Here is a 24,678-nt window from a genome sequence, read left to right on the forward strand (position 1 = left end):
GAAAGCGATCAATAGATTGTTTGATGATCTAAAGCTTGCACTGCCACGCTTTACTTCTAAAGTTTAAATTGTTTTGCGTAGGCGATGCTTCACTTTTCAGAGATGAAAAGTGACAAAAATCTTTCGTTGAGCGAGGGGTACATCCTCATACCCCCGCTCAACATGGCGACATCCATGTCGCCTCACGATAGCAAGACCATCTATGATTGAAAAGTACAAAATAAATGAATCATCCAAATCACTTGTATGAATAATCAGGAGGTTTGGCTGTATCATCTTTCATCAATGATTTTTATCGAACTCAGATTAAATTAATTTTTCGAAAACTTGTCACACCTGATAAAAAACCAGATCACTTGATCTGGTTTTTCTTTATTCATACATTTTGAGTCAATTAAGAGTGAATAAGAAGTACAACTCAATCGACATCTTACTTCACTCAACTTTTGAATATTAACAAATCACCAATTCGCCTGAACCTCGAAGCTGAGTAACGAACTGATAACCCATCAATTTAGCAGGCGTATAACCATTTGCACCATAAATCATCCAATTCAAATCATGATTTTGTTTCATCTTACCCTCTCGCTTTTAAGATATTTGCCATCGCATGCTTATACTGACGAGTACGACGTGCCATCGCAGTTTGCTGTAAAATCAATGCCCATAAGGGGGACACTTGAGGATTGGGCGTTTTACCTAAACTGAGTTTACGTAGCTGAAATTTAACTGTTGCCATATTGGCAAGTGATGCAAGCGTTTTATTCTTCCATGAAATTGCTTTCAAAGTTGGTGTTATATTTTGTCCTTGCTTCCATGCATTAGGTAAGTTTGGATCAATGGCTAAAGCCGTAGCAATTCCAACCATATCGACACCACTCTCTATCACCTGTTCAGCAACTTGTTTACGGCGAATACCACCTGTGACCATCACGGGCATTTTGGCAATCTTGCGAATCTCTTGCGCAAATTCCAAAAAATAGGCTTCACGTGCCAATGTTCGACCATCTCGCGCTTGTCCTTGCATCGCAGGGGCTTCATAACTGCCACCTGAAAGTTCAACCAAGTCGACCGCCAATTCATTCAACATTTCGACTACAAGTTGAGCATCTTCAGCACTAAAACCTCCACGCTGAAAGTCTGCTGAATTAAGTTTCACTGCCACCGTAAACTGATCTGAGACCACTGCTCGAACTGCTTTGACAATTTCAAGTAAAAGACGTGCACGATTTTCAAGTGAACCGCCCCATTGATCTTGGCGTTTATTACTGAGCGGTGATAAAAACTGGCTCAATAGATAGCCATGCGCTGCATGGATTTCGACTCCCGTAAAACCTGCTTTTTCGCCTAACCGAGCAGTATTAGCGAAACGTTGAATCACTTCATCAATCATCGTTTGAGTCATTTCAATTGGTAAATTAAAACGATCTGACATTTTGCCTAAATCTAATCCAACAGCAGATGGTGCCCAAGTTGCTTGCCCCAGATTGGACTGCATTTGGCGACCAGGATGGTTAATTTGCAACCAAACTTGTGCCCCTTGAGAACGTGCTATCTGAGCCCAACGTTTAAAAATGTCCAAGTGTTTATCATCTTCAAGTACCACACCACCAGGTCCAGTCATTGCACGACGATCCACCATGACATTGCCTGTAATAATCAGTCCTGCACCACCATCAGCCCAAGCTTGATATAAACGCATCAATGCTTCAGAAGGTGCGTGATTTAAATCTGCCATATTTTCTTCCATCGCAGCTTTCGCTATACGATTGGCAATCTCAGAACCATTTGGAAATATCAATTTTTCGAAGACTTTCATTTTTATCGCCTCATTGGGTATAGTTCTACTTTAAGTTTAAAGTTAACTTTAATGTCAATCTTTTTTTTGGAACAATTTTGCTCCCAATCAATTTACTTTCTGATACATTTAATCATTATGAGTTTAATGAAATGAACAATAAATTTTCATGTATTTAATTTTAAAAAATTACATATAAAACAATATATTATATAGATTTAAATCTTTTTTTCTCTTTAAAAATCAAAATAATTATTCATAAATTATGACATTTTCGTAGATTTTTGTAATCTTATTGATAATAATAACAATTCTTATTCACATAATTTATCACTATTATGGACAAGCAATTTCGACAAACGGCATTAAACATTGCAATCAAGTCATTCTTGATATGTGGTGCAATTTCCCATACTGCTTTTGCACAAGAACAACCATCCAATACTGATCTGTCTGTTCTCCCAACCATTACCGTCAAAGCAGATACCCAAGATGAAAAAACTGAAGGAAGTGGCAGTTATAAAGCCAATTCATCACGATCATCTTCGAAACTCAAGTTATCTTTAAAAGAAACACCACAATCTGTCAGTGTAGTCACACGTGAACAAATTGAGCAACGTGGTCTCACTATTTTGGATGATGTACTTGCTGCCACTCCCGGTGTAACAGCAACAAAGAATGACAGTGAACGTTCTAACTACTATTCCCGTGGCTTTGCAATCAGCAACCGACAAATTGATGGTATGCCTGTAGGTGACAACGCTCCTCGCTTCGACAGCTTTTTCTTTGACCGTATTGAAGTCGTCAAAGGTGCATCAGGTCTAACAGGTTCAACAGGAAGCCCTTCTGCAACCATCAATATGGTTCGTAAACGTCCTGAAAAAGAGTTTAAGGGCAATGTCAGCTCCACCTATGGCTCATGGGACAACACCCGTGTTGAAGCCGATGTTTCTATTCCACTCACTCAAGATGGCAGTGTTAGAAGCCGATTCATGGCAGCGTATACTGACAAAGAATCCTATATGGATCGTTATAAACTAAAGTCAACAGCCGCGATGGGGATTATCAGTGCAGATTTAACGGCAAACACAACTGCCTCTGTTGGGTTCCAATATCAAGACAATGACCCTAAAGGCTCAACGTGGGGAACAGTGCCCTATTTCAATGCTGATGGAAGTAAAGCAAATTTTTCGCGAAACTTTAGTTTGGCTGCGGACTGGAGCTCAATTGCCAATACAGATAAAACAGTTTTTGCAGATATAGAACATACTTTTGCCAATGATTGGTTGGTAAAAGCAGCAATTGCCCACAGCACTTCGGATAACAGTTGGATCGTGGCTTATGGTGGGAGTGGTTTTCCAGACCCAAGCACAGGTAAAGGTTTAAGTCTATGGAGTATGGTCAGCCCTTATGCTGAAAGTAAAAAGCTCAATATTGATTTTTATGCGACAGGTCCGTTCCAATTGTTAAACCGCCAACATGATTTAATCATTGGATATAGTGGTTTTAAGAGTGAAAGTACATCCTTGGGTGTAAAAACTGATCTCAACAACTCTCCCCCTCCTTATCCAACAGCTATACCAGATTATCGAGAGTGGACTGGCAATATTAAAAAACCAAGTTATGAAAAAAATGGTGCAGGTAGTACCAATACCACAGAACTTTACGGCGTATATTCAACTTTACGTTTAAATCTGGCTGACCCGCTTAAGTTAATTGTAGGCGCGCGTTATAGTTCCTATGATTACAAAGTCGATAAATGGGATCCTAACGCTGCTGTTTCTCCTACAAAGCCACGTAATTTTGACCAGCTCATCCCCTATGCAGGGATTCTATATGACCTCAATGATACTTATACTGCTTATACCAGCTATACCAAAGTATTCAATCCATCTACACGACGAGATCGCTTTGGTGACTATTTAGATCCCGAAATGGGCAGTACCAGTGAGCTTGGTTTAAAAGCGGATTTATTGGACGGTAAGTTATTGACCAGTGCGGCTTTATTTTGGTCAGATGTCAAAGACCTTGCTGTAGAAGATGTTGAATACCGCGAAGGTGTAAAAAACGGCACCATTGCTAAAGTTGATGAGATGGATACTGCCTATATGTCAACGGGCAAAGGGCTTAAAGTCAATGGTTTTGAATTAGAAGCCATTGGTAAATTACAGGAAAACTGGAATCTAAGTTTTGGTTATACTTATGTCAATAGTGTCAGTTCTGCAAACGCTAATGCTTTAAGCAATATTCCTCAAAACCAAGTGAAATTATTTAGCAGTTATACCCTGCCTGAAAGTCTTTGGTCAGGTTCAGAAAAACTGACGATAGGTGGTGGCGTCAACTGGCAAAGTGAAATCTCACAAAGATGGGGAGGAGCACCTGCAAATGCCTACAATGGTGGTGTAGTCACTCAAAAGGCTTATTACTTGGCAAATGCTTTTGCTAGTTATAAATTGAGTGATGAGCTGACTGCAAGTCTAAATATCAATAATTTATTTGATGAAAAATACTACTTAAATGTCGGTTTTTATAACGGCGTTTATTGGGGTGAACCGCGTAATGTCACCCTTACATTAAGAGCAAAGTTTTAATTTAATCTAAGATTTTCATTGGATTAAAAAATGAGTGCTTGACTAAAAGCACTCATTTTAAACCATACTCACAACTAGACACTGACTGAGCTATACATCATGGATTAATGGGTTGCGATAGAATCCGCCCAATCACTAAATGGATTATCAAAAGTTTGCCATTTTTCTGCACCCAATGCCATTTCTGTATCCGTCAACAAACATGCATCCAATTGATTAATTAATTCAGATTGATTCATATCCAGTCCAATTAAAACAATTTCTTGGCGAGCATCACCTGTTTGTTCATCCCAGTTTCCCTGAATGACATCCAGACTGTGCTGATCTTCTGGCCAATGTTCATCAGACACGGCTGCCCACCAATATCCAGCCACACCATGTCTTGCCAACGCACCTGCTTGTGACCAAGATCCTGCCAACTCAGGATTTGATGCCAACCAAAAGTAACCTTTAGAACGAATGACACCTTGCCATTCAGTTTGAATAAAATCAAAGAACCTTTGCGGATGAAATGGTCGTCTGGCACGATAAACGAAACTTTGAATACCATACTCTTCTGTTTCGGGGGTATGTTCACCGCGCAGTTCTTTAAGCCAACCCGGCGCTTGTGCGGCTTCATAAAAATCAAATAAATGAGTATTCAATATTCGATCCAAATTCACTTGACCAAATTCAGAAACTTCAATTTTTGCTCGGGGGTTCAACGATTGTAAAATTTTAAACAGCTTGTCCTGCTCGGGTGGCTGAATCAAATCAATTTTATTCAGCACAATCACATCACAAAACTCAATTTGATCAATCAATAAATCAACCACATTACGACTATCATGTTCCCCTAATGACTCGCCTCTCGCTTGTAAACTATCCAGAGAGCTATAGTCTTTTAAAAAATTATAGGCATCAACCACAGTCACCATCGTATCAAGACGGGCAAATTCATTCAGTGAAATGCCATTTTCATCTTCAAAAGTAAAGGTTTCTGCAACTGGTAAAGGTTCAGAAATACCTGTAGATTCAATCACCAATTGATCAAAGCGCTGCTCCTCTGCCAAACGTCGGACTTCAACCAATAAGTCTTCTCTTAAGGTACAACAAATACAACCATTACTCATTTCAACCAACTTTTCATCGGTCCGTGAAAGTTCTGCACCGCCCTCTCGAACTAAAGCAGCATCAATATTGACCTCAGACATATCATTGACGATCACTGCAATCTTGCGACCCTCACGATTATTCAAGATATGATTCAGTAAAGTCGTTTTTCCAGCACCTAAGAAACCTGATAAAACAGTGACAGGAAGCTTTTGGGGAGTGGCTAATAAGTTATTCATTGGCATTCTCACTTTAAAATTGTATGGTTTTCATGCGCCGATACACACGCAAAACACTGACCGAGGACTTCTAAATATTCACATTTGGCGTTAAATTTTTTTGCGTTTAAGGATTGTTTGACACATCTGTCAAAATGGGGAATGACAATACTTTGCACCTGTTGACAATGGGTACAGACCGTTAAGATTTGATAAGGCGTTTCCAAATTTGCAACTGTGGCGATATATAGATTTAAACTATTCAGTTTAATAATAAGTTTCTGCTCACACAGTTGTTTAAGTACTCTATAAATCTGCATAGGGGCTTGAAAACCATAAGGCTTGGCTTTTTCCAAAAGTTGATATGCGCTCATTGCCTTATGTTCTGCCTGTAAAATTTGCAAAAGCATTTGCTGCGCCTGAGCTTGTTTCATTTTTATTGATCCTGCTTTTTATGATTGTTTAGAAAAGTATTCATACATGGAGATGAGTGATAACGATGATCTGCTCCCCAAGTGCGATAACCTGCACTATCAATATGGATTTGCCCCGATGGATAGACGCCTAAACCCATATTGAGTTGTTGACCATAGTCATGCCAAAACTTGCAAAGTTTTATTTTTGTGCCTTGAATAACAACCAATTCTTTTTCATCTGGCATTTCAGAACCAATTCGAAAGTCTAAAGCCGCATTAAAAATATGTTTTGAAGCGCTTGCACCATTGGCGCATCGGTTGAGATTTAAATTTCGATAAACCGAAGTCACTGTGAAATCATTCAAAATCTGCTGATCAATCAGCTGGTCCAGAATGTTGAGTGTAGGCACGATATTGCGCCACAACGCTTGAGGAGGAATTTCAAATTCAGTTGCATTGCATCTTTGCCAATCTCTCGCAGTTTGGAAAAACTCAAAATTAGGCACATAAGTATGTATACCTTGTTGTTTTAAAAATTTTTTATAATGTTCAATCGCTTGTTGGTTAACTGCATCTTGCTCCCACACCAAAAAAGAAGCCGGCACGTTTTTGATAGGCTGTTTATCTACTTGATGATTTGTCCTAACGAGCTTGGATAAAGACTGGTTGATCGTCATGAACTGTTGTTTTGAGTCTAATGCGTTTTGGCTACATGCCGAAACGCATCCAATCAATCCAATAAAGTAGCATCGTTTCATTTCACTAAAATCCAAGCTCAAAAGACAATGTTCAATTATCAATAATTAATTGTTATGTTATAATATAACAATTAATGAATGCAAATATAATCAAAACATCAATACACACACAACTTATATGATCGTTAATTTTTTTTAAACAAATGAGGCATCAAGTCATCCAAAGAATGGGCTAAAATTATTTTTTAAACGGGTTAAAAGTATTTTCATTTAAGCCTTTTAAATATGTATTATTCAAAAACCACCATCTCAAACAAATAAATTCTCAATCACCAGTTTCTGTTTAAAAAACCACAATAATAAATTTTAATTTAAATTAAAAAATACTAAACAAATGCATGCCTTTTTATAAAATTACAATACCGTAATAAATTAATATTTCAAAACCATTTTAAATATAATATTTTTCACATATAATTTTCATTATCTACATAATATTAAATAATAATTTTAAATTTAAATCATGATTTTAAACATTAAAAATAAACAAAATTAGAGACTTAATTCACAATAATAATAATTAATAAAAATAAAGTCACAAAAATAATAATCGTCGTTAAATACAATCTAATCGCGTTTAAAATACAAAGTTTTCCCTTGCGGTAAATATCAATATGTTCGTGTGTTTATTACATCTGTCACTATTTTTAAAAAACAGTACGAATAAACAGCGTTTATTGATGCCATAACAAATGAAGTCAATAAACAAAAAAGAAAGTGTTGAATATCAATTTTTTTAACGAATAGGTTTTACTATGAAATTTAGTACATTAGGTCTAATCGCAATCTCTACATTCGGTGTTTCTGCTTCTGCTTTAGCTGCTCCTGTTGAAGTAAAAGGTGGAACAGTCAACTTTAAAGGCGATCTTGTCAATGCTGCATGTGCAGTAAGTACAAGTTCTACAAATCAAACCGTAACACTCGGTCAAATTCGTACAGCAAGCTTTACCAAAGCTGGTGATAAAACAACTGCTGTACCTTTTGAAATCAAACTTGTCGACTGTGACACTGCAGTTCAAGCAACTGCAGCGGTTGCTTTCCAAGGTAATGCTGTAGGTGGTACAGCTGGCGCTAAACTATTAGCAGTGTCTGCTGCTGATGCAAACGGCACCGCAGCAAAAAATGTCGGTATTGAAATTGCGGACCACACTGCAAAAGTATTGGGCTTAACAGGTGCGGATTACTCAACAGCAAAAACGCTGATTACTGGTGATAACACGCTTCAGTTCAGTGCACGTTATGTAGCTACAGATGCTGCCACTACACCTGGTCAAGCAAATGCAAATGCAACCTTTACAGTGAAATATGAGTAATTATTCTTTCGGGAATAATTTCTAAGCAATTGACTAAATGAGCTTATTTTACCCATGAAAAAATATATAGCCCTGATTGCTGGGATATTGGTTAGCACTCATATTTATGCTGAAAGTTATGTATTTGGTGGAAAAGCTCAATTTCTGGGGGCTTTACTCAATCAAAGTTGCTCAATTTCGATTGAGAGTATAGTTGATACTTCGACTAGAGCTCCCCAATCCCCTATTCAAATTAACTTTTCAACCTGTTCTGTTGACTACTATAGCAATCTCATCATCAGTTTATCTGAACCCAATCAGTTAAAAAAAGAGATGTTTACCACCACAGCACAAACAAAAAGTGAGTTTGATAAAGAAATTAATATTCAAAGTGCTGAACATAAACGTTTAGGTGAAAGATTTATCCAACATATTGATCTACCTAAACATTATGACGATGAATCACCAAAAAGTGTACGTGTTTACTTAAATAAGCCTTTTGAAGATTCACCTACTCAACCACCACATTTTTTAATTTCTATTTTTTATCCATAAGTAAATTCTAAAGGTTTATATGAACTTGAACTTATTTAAACAAGGTCTTCTTGGTATAACCTTAGCCTGTATGACTGCGACAAGTTTTGCAAACACCAATGGTTCTGGTGGTATTTCACTGGGTGCAACCCGTGTGATTTATCCAACCGATGCAAAACAAGTTTCTTTGCCGATCATTAACAGCAATAGCAAAGAGCGCTTCTTGATCAATGCATGGGTAGAAGATTCTTCAGAGAATAAATCTAAAGATTTTCTGATTACTCCACCCTTATTTGTTGCTGAAGCGAACGCTGAAAATACCTTACGTATTATCAATGTGGCACCGAATCTCCCTCAAGATCGTGAATCTGTGTTTTGGATCAATGTCAAAGCGATTCCCTCGATTGATAAGTCAACATTGACCGATAAGAATGTTTTACAGCTTGCGGTTTTATCTCGCATCAAACTTTTTATTCGACCTACAGGTTTAACCACTAAAGCTGAAGACTCATTGAATACACTCAAGTTTTCTAAAACTGCTGACGGTATTACAGTCAATAACCCATCTCCCTATCATGTGTCTTTTGTCAATCTTTATTTAGATGACAAAAAATTACCCAATGTGATGGCCCCTCCATTAACGCAGACAAAAATCGCAGACAGCTCTGGCGGTAGCTTGAGCTATCAAACAGTCAATGATTATGGTGGTTTAACGTCTAAAGTGAATTTAGAACTGAAGTAAGCATATGAATACTCTACATTTAACATCATCCAATACGTTACGTATAAGGAAAATTATTAAGCGATACCCGATGGGTATGGCGATAACGATGCTTATATCCGCAGTGATGGTGAGAGAGAGTCATGCTGACCAAGTGTTTAACCCTGAATTCCTGTCAGATGGGTTGCCTGACACACAAATCTCCGACTTAAGCAGATTTGATAAGTCCACCCATCAGTTACCTGGTGTGTATCGTGTCGATGTATATGTCAATGATCAATATGCATTTACACGTGATATTAATTTTATTGAGAGTGCTGACGCTCAGGACTCTACAGGCTTATTGCCTTGTTTAGACATCAAAACCTTAAAGGGTTTTGGTGTCAATATTGCCCAATATGAAGGCTTTGCAGATACCACTCAACAATGTGTAGATTTCACCTCGATTATTGAAGGTGCAACAACCCAATTCCACTTTGACAAACAAAAACTCAATATTAGTCTGCCACAAATATCGCTCATGAATCAGGTCAGAGGTTATATCTCACCAGATCAATGGGATGAAGGCATCAATGGTTTATTTCTCAATTATAATATCTCAGGTTATAACAACTCTAAAACAGATTCCAATAGCGCATTTTTACGTTTGGACAATGGGCTCAATATTGGCGCATGGCAATTTAGGCACTCTGGAAGTTGGAGTTACAACTCTCACCAAGGCAAATCGTCAAACCAATGGAATGACTTAAACACTTATGCGCAAACCATCGTAGCCCCAATCAAAAGTCAACTCATCATCGGTGATAGTACAACTTCAGGTGAGATTTTTGACGGCTTTGGCTACAGAGGTGTTCATTTGTCTACATCTGATGCCATGTATCCAGATAGCCAACAAGGCTATGCGCCTTCGATCCATGGTGTTGCGAAAACCAATGCCAAAGTGGTCATTAAGCAAAATGGTTATGTGGTTCATCAAATCAACGTTGCGCCTGGTCCTTTTAAAATTGAAGACATCAATACAGCGTCTTTAAATGGTGACTTGGTCGTGACCATTGAAGAAAATGATGGCTCTCTACAAACCTTTAAAGTGCCGTTCTCAACACTACCTATTTTACAACGTGAAGATCGTACCAAATACAGTATTGCGCTTGGTGAGTATCGAAGTGGATTAAGAAACCAAGACAATCCTTTTATCGCACAAGCAACAGCGATCCATGGATTGAACAGTGGCATGACGGTTTATTCTGGTACTCAGCTTTCCCAAAAATATAAAAGTTTTTTATTGGGTTTAGGTGCAAATCTTGGACACTACGGTGCTTTCTCGTTTGATATTACCCATGCCAACAGTGAGTTAGCAGATAAAAGTTCATCTAGTGGTCAATCATTACGTTTTTTATATTCAAAATCACTACTAAGCTCGGGTACCACTTTTCAGCTTTTAGGCTATCGCTATTCGACCAAAGGTTTCTACACCTTAAATGATGTCACCAATAAAAACATGAGTGGCTACAATACAGGTAAAGATCAAACTGATCTTCCCAATATTGAAGACTACTATAATTTAAATAATGCCAAAAAAGGTCGCTTCCAACTCAATATTTCACACTCATTTGGAGACTACGGTTCTCTATTTATTTCAGGAAACCAACAAACTTACTGGAACACCGATAAAAAAGATGAGTGGTTACAAGCAGGTTACTCTAACTCTTGGAAAACCGTAAACTATTCATTTTCGGTCAGTCGCAATAAATACTCTGCGCGTGACATTACTGACACCATGTATACCATGAACCTTTCTTTTCCTTTAGACAAGGTGTTAGCAAAGGCAAAATTTACTGACAATCCAATCCAGAATAGTTATGCATCGTTTTCAAGTACACAAAACTCGAATGGTGATGAAACCTATATGGCAGGTGTCAGTGGTACTTTGCTGAAAGATCGAAATTTAAGTTATAGCTTTAACCAAGGCAAAGTCAGCCAACAAGGTGACATTGGCTCTTTAAATGTGACCTATAACGGCAGCTACGGTAATGTTGGCGCGGGTTATAGCTATGAAAAAGATTCCAATCAGTTTACCTATAGCGCATCAGGTGGCGTGCTTGCACATCGTGATGGGATTACCTTTGGTCAACCTTTAGGTTCAAGCTCTATCTTAGTCAAAGCATCTGGGGCAAAAGGCGTCAATATTGAAAATCAAATTGGCGTTAAAACTGACTGGCGTGGTTATGCGATTGTGCCTTATGCCAATGAATATCGCTCTAACCGTGTCGCACTGAACTCAGACAGCTTTAGTAATAATCTGGAAATTCGTAACAACGTTGAACATGTCGTTCCAATTAAAGGCGCCATTGTTCGAGCAACCTTTGATACCAGTATCGGTGTTCGGGCGCTGGTGACCTTATCACATGATGGCAAACCTGTACCTTATGCCAGCAGTGTGATCGAAACAGAAAGTTCTACCCGTAGTATGGTTGCTGATGACGGTCGTGTCTACTTAACTGGCTTACCACTTAAAGGCACCTTAGAAGCTTATTGGGGCGGAAACTCCAGTGAAAAATGCAGCACAGCTTATGACATTTCTCAAATGGATTTGACTAAACCTGTTGTTCAATTTGAACTTGAATGTCAATAAGGGGCTGAACAAAATGAAACTTAAATACTTACTACTCTCGCTTCTTATGGTCAGTTCCACCCAATCTTATGCACGACAATGTTGGAATGCCAAAGGTTACAATATAGTCGATAAAGTTAATTATGACTTATCGAGAACCTTTTCTCAGGGTAATAATGCTATAGGGCAAATACATGAGATCACTATAAATCCTAACACGGACATCAAAGCCCAATGCACATCTGCTTCGTATCCTGGGGGGCAAAGTATAACTGTTCGTGCATATATAGCCGAGCAAGGAATTGTTCAAAGAGAAGGTGATTACCAGTATATGCAAATTAATGAATATTTGCTGGCAGCAATGCGAATAAATGATAGTGCGATAGGTGAATTTTATCCTCCTGCGCGCAAATCTATGGGCAGAGATCCCAATGTTGATGACGGTAATCCCTTTCTGGTAAGAGACTCAAATTTAACATTACGCCTTAAAGTAATTAAACCCTTTGTAGGCAATGTATCAATTCCATCAAAAACGATGTTTACTGTTTATGTCACCACATCACATAACGATCCACTCTACTATCCAGTATATACCATTAGCTACAGTGGACGAATTATTGCACCACAGTCTTGTACCATCGATTCAGGCAAGGTTTTAGAAATTAAATTTGGCGATATTCTTGCCTCTGAATTTGCACAAGCAGGTGCAGGCAATAAACCCAATTCTGTCGACCCACAAACTAGAAGTGTCTCAGTTCAATGTTCAAACATGAATGCTGCAGCAACACTCACCTTCCGTATCGAATCAGAAAAGTCTCAAGGCGAGATGTTGGTCTCAAACAATAATGATATCGGTTTTAAAATTTCAAATCTTAATAATAAAGTATTGATTCCAAATAATTTATTAAGCACTTCTGAGTTTCAATTGAATCAAAACCAAAATGCGACCATATCTTTTAAAGCATGGCCAGTCAGTGTAACAGGGAAAAAACCTGCACTTGGTCCTTTTAATTCCAGAGCATTTATCCGAATTGATTTCCCATAGGATTGAAATATGAAAAATCACACGACATACGTGTTCAGTCCAATCAAACCTCGATATTTAACGTATCAAGGGTATTTATATACGCCAGCATTCAGTCCAAAGTTAAATGCTCTAACCCTTTATGCTGCTGAAATATGCTCTCAGATTATTCGCAATTTTTTAAGCCACAAGCTCTACACGATGAAATTCAAATATTTATTACTCTCACTCCTGTTCATTAGTTCAACTCAATCCTTTGCAAAACAATGTTGGAATGCAAAAGGAAAGAATTTTGTTGATTCAGTTAATTACAATTTATCGGATACATTTACTTCGAGTAATAATGCCGCAGGACAAATAAAAGATTTGATCAGGAATTTTTCCGAAACACTTGAAGCCCGATGCGATCCATCAAGTACATCGTATAATTTTACTAATCGTGCTTATGTAACCAATGAGCCAATCGTTGAAAAAATTGGTGCTTATCAATTTATACGAATCAATGAATATTTGTTGGGTGCAATGCAAATTAATGATAGTGCTATTGGTACATTTCATCCTCCAGCTCGAATAAATATGGGTAGTCATCCTAACGTAAGTACGGGAGGGTCTTTTCCTGTAAATGACTCAAACTTACGCTTTCGCCTGAAAGTGGTTAAACCCTTTGTAGGCAGTGTATCCATTCCATCAAAAACCATGTTTACCGTTTATGTGACCACTTCCCCTACTGACCCACTCTATTACCCCGTATATACCATTAGTTATACTGGACAAATTATTGCACCACAGTCTTGTAGCATTGATTCTGGAACAGTTTTAGATATTAAATTTGGTGACATTCTTGCCTCTGAATTTAACCAAGCAGGCGCAGGCAATAAACCCGCTTCTATCGATCCACAAACCAGAAGTGTCTCCGTACAGTGTTCCAACATGAATGCTGCGGCAACACTCACCTTCCGTATTGAATCTGAAAAATCTCAAGGGGATATGTTGGTCTCTAACAATAATGATGTCGGCTTTAAAATTTCAGACCTCAATGGCAAAACTTTGATTCCAAACAATTTATCCAGTTTTTCTGAATTTCAGTTGAATCAAAACCAAAACGCGACCATATCTTTTAAAGCATGGCCAGTTAGTGTAACAGGAAACAAACCTGCACTTGGTCCTTTTAATTCCAGAGCATATATACGGATTGACTTTCCCTAGGAGAATAAGATGCAAAATCTAAGTAAATATATCATATCTGTAATGAGCGTCTTTTATTTAAGTTACTCCTTAACAGCAAATGCAAATAATATAAAATTAGATGCAATTAATCTTAACCTTTCAGGTACTGTTACAGAAAAGACCTGTGGCGTGTTAAGTACTGCACAAGATAAAAAAATAGAACTCGGAACCATCAGACTGGGCAAAGGAATGTATAAAGATGATCGTTCCCCACGCGTTCAGATTCCTTTTGATGTCAGCAGCTGCCCCGCAAATGGTCTTGTCACTATCACCTTTACAGGAACCAATGATACTGTCGATACTCAGTTACTTGCCATAGATAATGTGCCGAAAAAAGCCAAAAATGTTGCCATTGAAATTAGCGACAAAGATAAGAACAGGGTTGTATTGGGGACAAAAAGTAAGCCAATCACAGCCGATGCCAATGGAAATGCATCATTGATGTTTTATGCCAATTATATTGTGACTAAGGACACAGCAGAGCCTGGTATTGGCAATGCAAAAATGCAATTTTCTATTCAATATGAATGAGAAAACATCATGCTTAAATTTTACCAACAGGTATATAATTACCACCCTTCAATTTTAGGAGCATGTATATGATTTAGAGCAAAAGAATATGCAGTTTTAAGTCTTAACTATATTTCAATTTTTGGTAAATCAGGTTGATTTTATCAATAGTACGGCTTGTCAATTTTTTAGGCAACCAAATCAGTTTACCTAAATTTGATGGGTGAAGTTCCCTTACAAATTTTTCAGCATATTAAGCCCAATTTACGATCAAGTCAATTGGAAACTTGGAGAAATTATGAAGTCTTTTTTAAAAATTAAAAGCGTTCGTAATAGTTTAACACTTTTATTAGATGATTTTTGTAAAAAACATGGCTTAGATTCACCTAAAAGCTATAACAGCACATTTAATGATCATATTCCGTTTGGAGAATGGCTCAATAAAATCAAAGACATCAATGAACAATATCCCAAAGAAGGCTTAGGTTTAGAGATTGGCGCCATGGTTCAAGCCAAACACATTGGTATCGTGGCATATATTGCCCAGTCATGTGACACCTTCGCTGACTATATCGAAATTTTGTCGAAGTATGAACGTCTTTGGTTCAATTACATCCCTAAAAAAATTGATTTTGATGAAGATTTTTTTTCAATCTCTTGGGAAAAACCAGCATATGTAAAAGCGGGTTTATATATTAAAGAAACGTCAATTGTTGAAGAGATGCAAGTCTCTATTATCTATCATCACTTACAACAATTGATGGATTCTGCTGAAAATGCTTTTCACCGTCTTGATTTGGCAATTCCAGAGCCAGAGAATATTGAAAAATATACCCAACTTTTTAACTGCCCTGTTTACTTTAATACAGAACAAACCAAAATCGTTTTTTCAAATACGCTATTAAAGGCTAAACTCAAATGCTATGACCCGACATTATTTGAAATTTTGTCAGATCATGCCAATATTTTACTTAAAAAAATGCCGAAACAAGATTCACTTGTTGAATTGGTAAATTTAAGTGTGATCCAAGCACTTGAGCATAATAATGTTCAAATTCATTTTGTTGCTCGCTCATTAAATCTTACTCCGAGGATGTTACAACGAGATTTAAGAGACAGAGGTTCATCTTTCAAATTAATCCTTGCCAATGCACGGAAAAATTTGGCAAAAAAGCACTTAAAAAACGAGAAGTTAGCGATCACTGAAATTGCATTTTTATTAGCATATAAAGATCAAACCTCATTCAATCGTGCTTTTCGTGGATGGACAGGATTTTCTCCTTCTGAGTGGAGAAAGCAATATCTTGATAAACGTATGTAGCCTATAGAAATTTAAAAGGAAAATATGTTAGTTACTGCGAAATGCTTGTCGTGGTTGATACTCATTTTTCGATTGAAGCAAACTTAAACACATATTTTACTCAAAATTAGATTTCACTTTAATCTCCAAGACTCCTTCAAAGGATAATCTTTTCAATAAACACTGTAATGAATAGATCTCTAAGCTAAGCCAAAAGCAAAACTCTTGCTCAATCGCTTATGTTGGTGAAAATTCAAATAATAATCATCTATGATTTACGTGTATGTACTTTATATCATTATGTTTAATACATGGTTTCTAAAAGCATTAAACTACGCTACTGTAAAAATTTGCCAAGTATTTATTCAGAAACTGAACAACAAATTCAGTGATTAAATCATAGGCTTTAAAATCTGTATCCAACTCAGTAAGTGTAATAATTTTTATGCTTTAAATGCCAAGCAATCGTGCATAAGAGGGAAAGTTTTAGACTTATTTCTGCAATATATTAAATAAAAATCTTGAGGATATTAAAGTGCTAAATGTATCAGCAGAAAAGCGTAAACTTAAACGAACATATTTAAGAAAAGGTGACCCGAGCCTTGTCTTGATCTCAAGCTTCATCACCCATGTAAAATACTTGGGTTGGAGTGATGAACGTATTAAAAAGATATTGGCAGATGCAAGAAGTCAAAACTACAACTATTTGTATTCAACATTGAAAAGAGCCATAGAATAAAATGATCGTCGAACTGATGCTTCACCACTGTAGTTGCTAGAATTAAATGCACCTTCAAAAAGTATAATTACCCCTAAGAATCAATCTATTTTTTATTATTCATATTTTAGTTTCTTTTTCATATATCAAGACTTTACTCAAACTTAAAACATCTTAAATATCAATTTAAGATAATTTCTTTATTTTCAAATATTAATTTGTCGAAATTATAATATTTTTCCCCATAAAAATCATGTTTTTCATCTAAAAAATGTAGTTTTAAAGATAATTTATAAAAAAAATTAAAAATACAAAATAATAAGTTATTGATTAATAACAAAAATTTTAAACTATTGAAAAAATACAATATTCGTTAAATACAAATAATCATCTTAAAAGTACAAAGATATTTCACACAATAAACTTTACGATGAACTCACATTTGTTTAACTCCATCACTATTTTCACTAACAGTGAGACCAAATGTGATTTATTGAAATCATGAAAAGATGAACTCAATAAATTTAAAAATCGAAAATTAACCTTATCGAAAATAAATAGGTTTTACTATGAAATTGAGTCTATTAAGCATTACAACTTTATCTGCATTAACTCTTTCTGCTTCAGCTTTTGCTGCCGATCCTGTAACTGTGAATGGCGGTACAGTTCATTTTACTGGTGAAATCGTCAATGCAGCATGTGCAGTAAGTACAGAATCTGCAAATCAAACCGTTGATTTAGGGCAGTATCGTACTGCACGTTTGGCTGTTGCAGGTGACAAAACCACGCCAGTTCCTTTCCAAATTAAACTTGTTGACTGTGATCCAACAGTTCAAGCAACTGCTGCAGTCGCATTTTATGGTCAGTCTGTACCATCAAATGCAAATTTACTTTCAGTATCTGCGGGTGGCTCTAACTCAACAGCAGCTTCAAATGTTGGGATCGAACTCGCTGATGATACATCAAAAATCTTAGGCGTTACTGGTTCAGGTTTCTCAACACCTAAAACACTGATTGCTGGTGATAACACACTTCAATTCAGTGCTCGTTATGTTGCAACAGGTGCATCTACACCTGGTCAAGCCAATGCTGATGCAACATTCGTTGTGAAATACGAATAATCTTTTAAATCCAAGTAATTATTTATTCATTCGTTCACAGAGCTTATTTTACCCATGAAAAAATATGTGATTTTAATTGCTGGAGTATTACTCAATACTCATTTATATGCAGACAGTTATGTATTTGGTGGAAGAGCTCACTTTTATGGAGCTTTAGTTAATCAAAGTTGCTCAATTTCATTTGAGCAAACAGTTCAAGATGTGATTGAAGCTCCACAATCCCCTATTCAACTTCATTTTTCGTTATGCACTGATAGCATCTACGATAATCTTGCAATTGGTTTGTCTAAGCAAAATAAACAAGTTCCAGAGATTTTTTTTAAATCCCCTCAAGCTAAAAATGATCTTGATAAAGAGATAAATATTCAGAATTTTGAATCCATGAGTCGTGGTCAAAGCTTTATTTCTCAGTTCGACCACAAGACGCATTACGGCGCCATTTCAACAAAAAGTGTCAATATATTTCTTCAACCTACACTGAAAAGCTCACTGAATCAGTCACCGAATATTTTAATTTCAATTTTTTATCCATAAATGAATTCTAAGGGTGTATATGAACTTCAACTTATTAAAAAAAGGCATTTTAAATATAACCTTAGCCTGTTTAGCATCTTCAAGTTTTGCAAATAATGACGGTTTTGGTGGGATTTCTCTTGGTTCTACACGAGTGATTTATCCAGCTGATGCAAAACAAATTTCATTGGCTATTATTAACAGCAATAACAAAGAACGCTTTTTAATTAATGCATGGATTGAAAATAGCTTAGACCAGAAATCTAAGGATTTTCTTATCACTCCACCTTTATTTGTTGCAGAAGCAAAAACTGAAAATACACTCAGAATCGTCAATCTCAGTCCCAATTTAGCTCAAGATCGAGAATCGGTATTTTGGGTCAATGTGAAAGCAATTCCATCAATTGATAAATCAACATTAGCAGATAAGAACATTTTACAGCTTGCTGTATTATCTCGAATCAAGCTTTTTGTTCGCCCAATAAACTTAAAAACTAAACCTGAAGCCAGCTTAGAAACACTTAAATTTTCGAAAAATACAGATCACATCACTGTAAATAATCCTTCGCCCTACCATGTCTCTTTTGTCAATCTTTATCTAGATGGCGTAAAGCAGCCTAATGTTATGGCGACACCATTTACAGAGACAAAAATTGTAAATGCTTCAGGACACAACTTAAGTTATCAAACAGTCAATGACTATGGTGGTCTAACACCTAAAGTTGATTTAGAACTGAAGTAATTGTTATGAATAATTTATTTTCAATACCATACAGCACTGTATGTATGAGGAAAAATATTCCCTACTACCCATTTGGTATAGCCGTGACTGTTCTTATTTCCGTTTTTACGGTGAGGACAAGTCATGCTGAACAAGTGTTTAATCCAGCATTTTTAGCTGACAACTTATCCAATACTCAAATCTCAGATTTAACCCGATTTGAAAAATCAACGCATCAATTACCTGGTATCTATCGGGTAGATGTCTATGTAAATGATCAGTATGTCTTTACTCGGGATATTAATTTCACTGAAAAACCTGAATCAGGTGATATTACAGGGTTATTTCCATGTTTTGACAGTAAAACTTTACAGGGCTTTGGTGTCAATATTGCCCAATACCCATTATTGTCAGAAGAAAATCAGCAATGTGTTGATTTTATTTCAATTATTGAAGGTGCAAATAGCCAGTTTCAATTTGATAAACAAAAATTAATGATTAGCTTGCCTCAAGCATCGTTACGTAACCAAATCCGTGGATATATCCCACCAGATCAGTGGGACGAGGGTATCAATGCCTTTTTTACCAACTATAGTTTATCTGGTTATGATAATTCCAAAACTGATACCAACAGTCTATTTTTGCGTTTAGACAACGGTATAAACTTTGGAGCTTGGCAATTTAGGCACTCAAGTAGCTGGAATTACAACGATCATAAAGGTCAAACAACAAACCGTTGGGACAATTTAAATACTTATCTACAAACACTTGTTATTCCTTTAAAAAGTCAATTAGTCATTGGTGATGGTTCAACGAGTAGTGAAATTTTCGATAGCTATGGTTTCAGAGGAATACACTTATCCACTGCCGATGCGATGTATCCAGACAGTCAACAAGGTTATGCACCGTCTATACGTGGTGTGGCTAAAACCAATGCTAAAGTGGTGATTAAACAAAATGGTTATGTGATTCATCAGTTGAATGTTGCACCGGGACCTTTTCATATTCAAGATTTGAATCCAACATCAATCAGTGGCGATCTGCTTGTCACTATTGAAGAAAATGATGGTTCGATCCAAAGCTTTCGTGTTCCTTATTCAACGCTACCTATTTTACAGCGTGAAGGTCGGACTAAATATAGCGTTGTGCTTGGTGAATACCGTAGCGGTTTAGACTCACAAGATCGTCCAAGCTTGGTTCAAGCTACTGCAATTCATGGTCTAAATAATGGTATCTCTGTATATGCTGGGACTCAACTTGCAGAAAAGTATAAGAGTGCTTTGCTGGGTCTCGGTGCAAATCTTGGAAATTATGGTGCTTTATCTTTTGATGTAACTCATGCAGACAGTAAGTTAGCTGACCAATCTTCGAGTCGCGGACAATCATTACGCTTTTTATATTCAAAATCACTTTTAAGTTCAGGAACAACCTTTCAACTTTTAGGTTATCGTTACTCAACCAAAGGTTTTTACACACTCAATGATGTGGCATATAACCGCATGAGTGGCTATCACACTTCCGAAACGCAAGACGGTAATCAAGCCAACACACCGATCATCACAGATTACTACAATTTATATAATGCAAAGAAAGGTCGTTTTGAAGTCAATATTTCTCATTCTTTGGGTAAATATGGTTCTTTATTTATATCAGGTAATCAACAAACCTATTGGAACACCAATAAAAAGAATGAGTGGGCTCAAGCAGGATATGCAAATTCTTGGAAATCTTTAAATTACTCTTTTTCAGTGAGTCATAACAAATATTCTGAACTTAAACAAAGTGACACGATGTATGCCATGAATTTGTCCTTCCCTCTGGACAAGTTATGGCCTAAAGCAAATTTCAGAGATCACCCTATTCAAAATGCTTATAGCACGTTTTCAACGACTCAAAATTCCAATGGAAATGAGTCATACATGGCTGGTGTCAGCGGTACATTACTCAAAGACCGCAACTTGAGTTATAGCATTAATCAAGGGCGAGTGAGCCAGCAAGGTGATATTGGCTCCGTCAGCATTAATTATGATGGAAGTTACGGTAGCATTGGTGCGGGTTATAGCTATGAAAAAGATTCCAATCAATTTACCTACACAGCTTCTGGCGGCATCCTAGCGCATCGAGATGGAATTACTTTTGGTCAACCTTTAGGCTCAACCTCGATTTTAGTCAAAGCGCCAGGGGCTAAAGGTGTCAACATTGAAAATTATACGGGTGTGAAAACAGATTGGCGAGGTTATGCGATTGTTCCTTATGCCACTGAATATCGTGCCAATCGAGTTGCACTCAACTCAAATAGCTTCAGCAATAATCTTGAAATCAGCAATAACGTAGAAAATGTCGTACCGATTAAAGGGGCAATTTCAAGAGCAACCTTTAACACCAGTTTAGGGGTTAGAGCACTGATTACGTTAACTCATAATGGCAAATTTGTACCTTATGCAAGCCGTGTGATCGAAACAGAAAGTTCAGCACGCAGTATGGTTGCCGATGAAGGTCGAGTGTATTTAACAGGGCTTCCTGTCAAAGGGACATTACACATAGATTGGGATGAATCTGACACAGGTAAATGTCTGGCGACTTACGATATTTCAGAAATGGACCTCACTCAACCCGTTATTCAATTTGATCTTGAATGTAAATAAGGAGAGATCATATGACATTTAAGTTTTTAGTTTCTGCAATGCTGATGGTCGCATCAACTCAAACTTTTGCAGTGGTATGCTGGAATAGTAAAGGACAAGGTGTTGTGGATGAGGTTTTTTATGATCTTTCCAATAGCTTCAGTAGTTCTAATAATGCTGTAGGAAAAATTGTCGAACTTAAAAAAAATTTTTCGGCACAAGTGAATGCGACTTGCCCTGTTCATAATGCCAGTATCAGTAACAACCGTACCAAACGAAGTTATATAACAGACCTGCCTGTGGTTGAAACTATAGATAACTTCAAATATTTACCAATCAATGACTATTTGGTTGGTGCAATGAAAATTACTGACAGTTATGCTGGCGATTTTTATCCACCCGCTAATTATATACAAATGGGTACGCACGCAAATGTCAGTAAAGGTCAGCCTTTTCCAGTCATGGATTCAAACTTTACCTTTCGATTAAAAGTCATTAAACCATTTATTGACTTCGTTCCAATTCCTAAAAAAACCATGTTCACAGTCTATGTGACTACAGCTTCAGGTGAACCTTTGGACATGCCTGTTTATCGAATCAGTTATAGCGGCTCAGTGAGTGTTCCCCAAAGCTGTAAAATCGGTACAGGTGATTTTTTAGAAATCAAATTTGGGGAAATTCCTGCATACGCATTTAGCCAAGCTGGTCCTGGTAATAAACCCAATAATGTCAATAAACAGACGCATACATTGGCTATTCAATGCACCAATATCAATGCACAAGCAATTTTGACACTTCGACTAGAAGCGGAAAAAGCCACTGGGGATATGATGGTTTCAGATAACCCAGATATTGGATTTAAACTTTCTGACCAAAATGACAAAGTGCTTATACCTAACAATATGAATAGCGTCATTCCTTTTAATATTTTACAACAGCCAGCAAATGTCATTATTAAAAGCTGGCCTGTGAGTATTACAGGAAATACGCCACAAATTGGTCCTTTTAAATCTAGAGGATACCTTCGAGTAGACTTTGAATAAGGAGTAAAGCAAACAATGCAAAAATTATTTAAGCCTCTGGCATTGATCGTAGCGATCTACGGTTCAAATGTTGTTCAACTTGTTCATGCACAAGATTCTAATGTGGAATTGGGGCGAGTAAATATTGAGCTTTCAGGAATTGTGACGCTCGCAACTTGTGGCGTTTTAAGTTCCGAACAAGATAAATATGTGCAGCTTGGAAGTATCGCAAGTAAAGATTTACCCTCGGTAGGCAGTCAATCTAAAGAAACTCCAATCCACTTTGAAATGAGTAATTGCCCTCCAAATGGAACTGTGACGCTGACCTTTGACGGCATTCGTGACACAAATAATGCTGAACTTTTAGCCATCGATGCTTTAGTGAATAAAGCAGAAAATGTGGCGATTGAAATTCGAAGTCAAGATAAAAAAAGGCTGGCTTTAGGGCAAAAAAGTGAGGCTTTTTCTACCAATTCAGATGGTCATGTTTCTGCACTTTTTTACGCAAATTATATCGTGACCAAGGCACAAGCACAGGCAGGAAAGGCCAATGCAAATGCTCAATTTACAATAGAGTATCAATGAAAAATAAATATCTAAACTTTAACTGTTTGCTTGTCTGAACAAGAGAGAACGATCAGACAAAATATTAAGCATCATTTCTTATTTCAAAAAACTCAAATTCATTCCTGTAAATTCAAAGATTTGCTGGTGTACCTATGGTTTTTTTAATGCAAATAAAGTCAGAAGTAAACAATGAATACAAATGAAAATTCCAAACAAGATGAATTAAAACCCATCAACTTATTAACGATCTGTACGGAGAAAGAATGAAATCCTTTTTAAAAACCAAAAGTGTTAATGAGAGCCTAATCGGTCTACTTAGTGACTTTTGTAAAAAAAAAGGGCTTCATTTTCCGCCAGAGTGTCAAAATAGATTAAATAATCATATCACTTTTGGTGAGTGGCTTAAAAAAATAAAAAACATTCGAAAACAATGCGATGAAGAAGGTTTAGGGCTTGATATTGGTGCTCTAATCAAACCCCATCATATGGGGGTGGTTGCCTATATGGCTCAATCTGGAGATACCTTGGAAAATTATATGGAGGTACTTTCAAAGTATGAGAAACTTTGGTTTAACTATACCCCAAAGAATATTCATATCGAAGATGGTTTTTTATCCATTTCATGGGATAAACCAGCTTACGTTCAAGCTGGCTTATATTTATATGAAACAATCATTACCGAAGAAATGCAAGTTTCTATTTTCTATCATCATATAAAACAGCTCATTGAATCAAATGAACCCATTTTTCATAGTTTAGAATTAGCAATTCCCGAACCTAACGATATTGAAAAATATACTCAATATTTTAACTGCCCAATCCTATTTAATACCCAGCAGACAAGAATCTTATTGCCACATACGTTATTAAACACGCAGTTGAAAGGCTCTGATCCCAATTTATTTGCGATTCTTTCAAATCATGCAGATGCACTACTTCAAAAAATGCCAAAGCAAGATTCACTTAGAGAGATCATTAACTTAAGTATTATTAAAGCATTAGAAAGTAATGATGTAAAAATTCAAACCATTGCCAAATCTTTAAATACCTCACCAAGATTATTGCAAATTGATTTACAGAAAAATGGATTATCTTTTAGAAACATTTTAAACAACCTTAGGCAAACACTTGCAAAAAAATATTTAAAAAATAGAAATTTACTAGTTATTGAAATCGCATTTTTACTTGGTTATAAAGATCAAACCTCTTTTAATCGTGCGTTTAAAACGTGGACTGGTGTTTCACCATCTGAATGGAGAAAACGCCATCTTGATAAAAAATATGAAGCCTATTGAGACTT

The 24,678-nt window shown here is 36.6% G+C and carries 22 protein-coding genes; 17 read left to right on the forward strand and 5 right to left on the reverse strand.

The genetic code is table 11. The features are described from left to right. Window positions 1–453: 453 nt before the first annotated feature. Complete coding sequence (locus AAV97_RS21550) at window positions 454–576, reverse strand: hypothetical protein (protein WP_265597205.1); 123 nt, start codon at window positions 574–576, stop codon at window positions 454–456. A 1-nt stretch (window position 577) separates the two neighbouring features. Further along, on the reverse strand, window positions 578–1,819 hold the full coding sequence (locus AAV97_RS10410) for an NADH:flavin oxidoreductase/NADH oxidase family protein (protein WP_046760518.1): 1,242 nt from the start codon (window positions 1,817–1,819) through the stop codon (window positions 578–580). A gap of 317 nt (window positions 1,820–2,136) precedes the next feature. Between AAV97_RS10410 and AAV97_RS10415 the strand changes: the two genes are divergently transcribed. Beyond that, window positions 2,137–4,389, forward strand: a complete 2,253-nt coding sequence (locus AAV97_RS10415; protein WP_046760519.1) for a TonB-dependent siderophore receptor — start codon at window positions 2,137–2,139, stop codon at window positions 4,387–4,389. A gap of 104 nt (window positions 4,390–4,493) precedes the next feature. Here the strand turns inward: AAV97_RS10415 and zigA are convergent, their stop codons facing one another. Genes zigA through AAV97_RS10430 form a run of 3 tightly spaced genes read right to left on the reverse strand, consistent with a single transcriptional unit; the run spans window position 4,494 to window position 6,873 of the window. Next, window positions 4,494–5,720 (reverse strand): zinc metallochaperone GTPase ZigA, encoded by a 1,227-nt coding sequence (gene zigA, locus AAV97_RS10420; protein ID WP_009586727.1) that lies wholly within the window; start codon window positions 5,718–5,720, stop codon window positions 4,494–4,496. A gap of 8 nt (window positions 5,721–5,728) precedes the next feature. Further along, a complete protein-coding gene (locus AAV97_RS10425; RefSeq protein ID WP_009586718.1) occupies window positions 5,729–6,133 on the reverse strand; it encodes a hypothetical protein in 405 nt (134 codons plus the stop codon). A gap of 2 nt (window positions 6,134–6,135) precedes the next feature. Next, window positions 6,136–6,873: a D-Ala-D-Ala carboxypeptidase family metallohydrolase gene (locus tag AAV97_RS10430; protein ID WP_009586704.1), complete on the reverse strand. Its 738-nt coding sequence runs from the start codon at window positions 6,871–6,873 to the stop codon at window positions 6,136–6,138. 755 nt (window positions 6,874–7,628) lie between these two features. On the opposite strand from AAV97_RS10430, the gene fimA (AAV97_RS10435) reads away from it, so the two are divergent. The 16 genes from fimA (AAV97_RS10435) (at window position 7,629) to AAV97_RS10505 (ending at window position 24,673) form a co-directional block, all read left to right on the forward strand. Next, complete coding sequence (gene fimA, locus AAV97_RS10435) at window positions 7,629–8,186, forward strand: type 1 fimbrial major subunit FimA (protein ID WP_009586731.1); 558 nt, start codon at window positions 7,629–7,631, stop codon at window positions 8,184–8,186. Window positions 8,187–8,240: 54 nt separating this feature from the next. After that, a complete protein-coding gene (locus AAV97_RS10440; RefSeq protein WP_046760520.1) occupies window positions 8,241–8,720 on the forward strand; it encodes a hypothetical protein in 480 nt (159 codons plus the stop codon). A 19-nt stretch (window positions 8,721–8,739) separates the two neighbouring features. Further along, window positions 8,740–9,441, forward strand: a complete 702-nt coding sequence (locus tag AAV97_RS10445) for a fimbria/pilus periplasmic chaperone (RefSeq protein ID WP_042088393.1) — start codon at window positions 8,740–8,742, stop codon at window positions 9,439–9,441. Window positions 9,442–9,445: 4 nt separating this feature from the next. Next, the gene (fimD, locus tag AAV97_RS10450) at window positions 9,446–12,052 is read left to right on the forward strand and encodes an outer membrane usher protein FimD (RefSeq protein ID WP_046760521.1); all 2,607 of its coding nucleotides are present in this window, start codon (window positions 9,446–9,448) and stop codon (window positions 12,050–12,052) included. A 13-nt stretch (window positions 12,053–12,065) separates the two neighbouring features. After that, window positions 12,066–13,076: a fimbrial protein gene (locus AAV97_RS10455; RefSeq protein ID WP_046760522.1), complete on the forward strand. Its 1,011-nt coding sequence runs from the start codon at window positions 12,066–12,068 to the stop codon at window positions 13,074–13,076. Window positions 13,077–13,085: 9 nt separating this feature from the next. Further along, window positions 13,086–14,261 (forward strand): fimbrial protein, encoded by a 1,176-nt coding sequence (locus tag AAV97_RS10460; RefSeq protein WP_322842833.1) that lies wholly within the window; start codon window positions 13,086–13,088, stop codon window positions 14,259–14,261. 9 nt (window positions 14,262–14,270) lie between these two features. Then, window positions 14,271–14,813: a fimbrial protein gene (locus AAV97_RS10465; RefSeq protein ID WP_042088389.1), complete on the forward strand. Its 543-nt coding sequence runs from the start codon at window positions 14,271–14,273 to the stop codon at window positions 14,811–14,813. A 277-nt stretch (window positions 14,814–15,090) separates the two neighbouring features. Continuing rightward, window positions 15,091–16,113, forward strand: coding sequence for a helix-turn-helix domain-containing protein (locus AAV97_RS10470; RefSeq protein ID WP_046760523.1), 1,023 nt, complete (start codon window positions 15,091–15,093; stop codon window positions 16,111–16,113). 514 nt (window positions 16,114–16,627) lie between these two features. Next, window positions 16,628–16,831, forward strand: a complete 204-nt coding sequence (locus AAV97_RS20885) for a hypothetical protein (protein WP_081409737.1) — start codon at window positions 16,628–16,630, stop codon at window positions 16,829–16,831. Window positions 16,832–17,379: 548 nt separating this feature from the next. Then, complete coding sequence (gene fimA, locus AAV97_RS10475) at window positions 17,380–17,931, forward strand: type 1 fimbrial major subunit FimA (protein ID WP_046760524.1); 552 nt, start codon at window positions 17,380–17,382, stop codon at window positions 17,929–17,931. 54 nt (window positions 17,932–17,985) lie between these two features. Next, window positions 17,986–18,465: a type 1 fimbrial protein gene (locus tag AAV97_RS10480; RefSeq protein ID WP_046760525.1), complete on the forward strand. Its 480-nt coding sequence runs from the start codon at window positions 17,986–17,988 to the stop codon at window positions 18,463–18,465. A gap of 19 nt (window positions 18,466–18,484) precedes the next feature. Further along, window positions 18,485–19,186 carry a fimbria/pilus periplasmic chaperone gene (locus tag AAV97_RS10485; RefSeq protein ID WP_046760526.1) on the forward strand — a complete coding sequence of 234 codons (702 nt, stop codon included), beginning with the start codon at window positions 18,485–18,487 and terminating at the stop codon, window positions 19,184–19,186. Between the two features lie 5 nt (window positions 19,187–19,191). Further along, on the forward strand, window positions 19,192–21,810 hold the full coding sequence (gene fimD, locus AAV97_RS10490; protein ID WP_046760527.1) for an outer membrane usher protein FimD: 2,619 nt from the start codon (window positions 19,192–19,194) through the stop codon (window positions 21,808–21,810). Window positions 21,811–21,821: 11 nt separating this feature from the next. Beyond that, window positions 21,822–22,832 (forward strand): fimbrial protein, encoded by a 1,011-nt coding sequence (locus tag AAV97_RS10495; protein WP_046760528.1) that lies wholly within the window; start codon window positions 21,822–21,824, stop codon window positions 22,830–22,832. A gap of 15 nt (window positions 22,833–22,847) precedes the next feature. Next, on the forward strand, window positions 22,848–23,396 hold the full coding sequence (locus AAV97_RS10500; protein ID WP_046760529.1) for a fimbrial protein: 549 nt from the start codon (window positions 22,848–22,850) through the stop codon (window positions 23,394–23,396). Between the two features lie 245 nt (window positions 23,397–23,641). After that, entirely contained in the window at window positions 23,642–24,673 is a 1,032-nt protein-coding gene (locus tag AAV97_RS10505; protein ID WP_046760530.1) for a helix-turn-helix domain-containing protein, read from the forward strand. The last annotated feature ends 5 nt before the right edge of the window (window positions 24,674–24,678 follow it).

Source organism: Acinetobacter sp. Ag2, from assembly GCF_001005515.1.
Lineage (GTDB): Bacteria > Pseudomonadota > Gammaproteobacteria > Pseudomonadales > Moraxellaceae > Acinetobacter > Acinetobacter bereziniae.

Bases quoted from the DNA above. Each gene is read 5' to 3' on its own strand.
- AAV97_RS10465 (WP_042088389.1), top strand. From the start codon at position 14,271: ATGCAAAATCTAAGTAAATATATCATATCTGTAATGAGCGTCTTTTAT.
- AAV97_RS10410 (WP_046760518.1), bottom strand. From the start codon at position 1,819: ATGAAAGTCTTCGAAAAATTGATATTTCCAAATGGTTCTGAGATTGCC.
- fimA (WP_046760524.1), top strand. From the start codon at position 17,380: ATGAAATTGAGTCTATTAAGCATTACAACTTTATCTGCATTAACTCTT.
- AAV97_RS10460 (WP_322842833.1), top strand. From the start codon at position 13,086: ATGAAAAATCACACGACATACGTGTTCAGTCCAATCAAACCTCGATAT.
- fimA (WP_009586731.1), top strand. From the start codon at position 7,629: ATGAAATTTAGTACATTAGGTCTAATCGCAATCTCTACATTCGGTGTT.
- AAV97_RS21550 (WP_265597205.1), bottom strand. From the start codon at position 576: ATGAAACAAAATCATGATTTGAATTGGATGATTTATGGTGCAAATGGT.
- AAV97_RS10470 (WP_046760523.1), top strand. From the start codon at position 15,091: ATGAAGTCTTTTTTAAAAATTAAAAGCGTTCGTAATAGTTTAACACTT.
- AAV97_RS10495 (WP_046760528.1), top strand. From the start codon at position 21,822: ATGACATTTAAGTTTTTAGTTTCTGCAATGCTGATGGTCGCATCAACT.
- AAV97_RS10455 (WP_046760522.1), top strand. From the start codon at position 12,066: ATGAAACTTAAATACTTACTACTCTCGCTTCTTATGGTCAGTTCCACC.
- AAV97_RS10430 (WP_009586704.1), bottom strand. From the start codon at position 6,873: ATGAAACGATGCTACTTTATTGGATTGATTGGATGCGTTTCGGCATGT.
- AAV97_RS10445 (WP_042088393.1), top strand. From the start codon at position 8,740: ATGAACTTGAACTTATTTAAACAAGGTCTTCTTGGTATAACCTTAGCC.
- AAV97_RS10480 (WP_046760525.1), top strand. From the start codon at position 17,986: ATGAAAAAATATGTGATTTTAATTGCTGGAGTATTACTCAATACTCAT.
- AAV97_RS10485 (WP_046760526.1), top strand. From the start codon at position 18,485: ATGAACTTCAACTTATTAAAAAAAGGCATTTTAAATATAACCTTAGCC.
- AAV97_RS10505 (WP_046760530.1), top strand. From the start codon at position 23,642: ATGAAATCCTTTTTAAAAACCAAAAGTGTTAATGAGAGCCTAATCGGT.
- fimD (WP_046760527.1), top strand. From the start codon at position 19,192: ATGAATAATTTATTTTCAATACCATACAGCACTGTATGTATGAGGAAA.
- AAV97_RS10425 (WP_009586718.1), bottom strand. From the start codon at position 6,133: ATGAAACAAGCTCAGGCGCAGCAAATGCTTTTGCAAATTTTACAGGCA.
- AAV97_RS10415 (WP_046760519.1), top strand. From the start codon at position 2,137: ATGGACAAGCAATTTCGACAAACGGCATTAAACATTGCAATCAAGTCA.
- zigA (WP_009586727.1), bottom strand. From the start codon at position 5,720: ATGAATAACTTATTAGCCACTCCCCAAAAGCTTCCTGTCACTGTTTTA.
- AAV97_RS10440 (WP_046760520.1), top strand. From the start codon at position 8,241: ATGAAAAAATATATAGCCCTGATTGCTGGGATATTGGTTAGCACTCAT.
- fimD (WP_046760521.1), top strand. From the start codon at position 9,446: ATGAATACTCTACATTTAACATCATCCAATACGTTACGTATAAGGAAA.
- AAV97_RS10500 (WP_046760529.1), top strand. From the start codon at position 22,848: ATGCAAAAATTATTTAAGCCTCTGGCATTGATCGTAGCGATCTACGGT.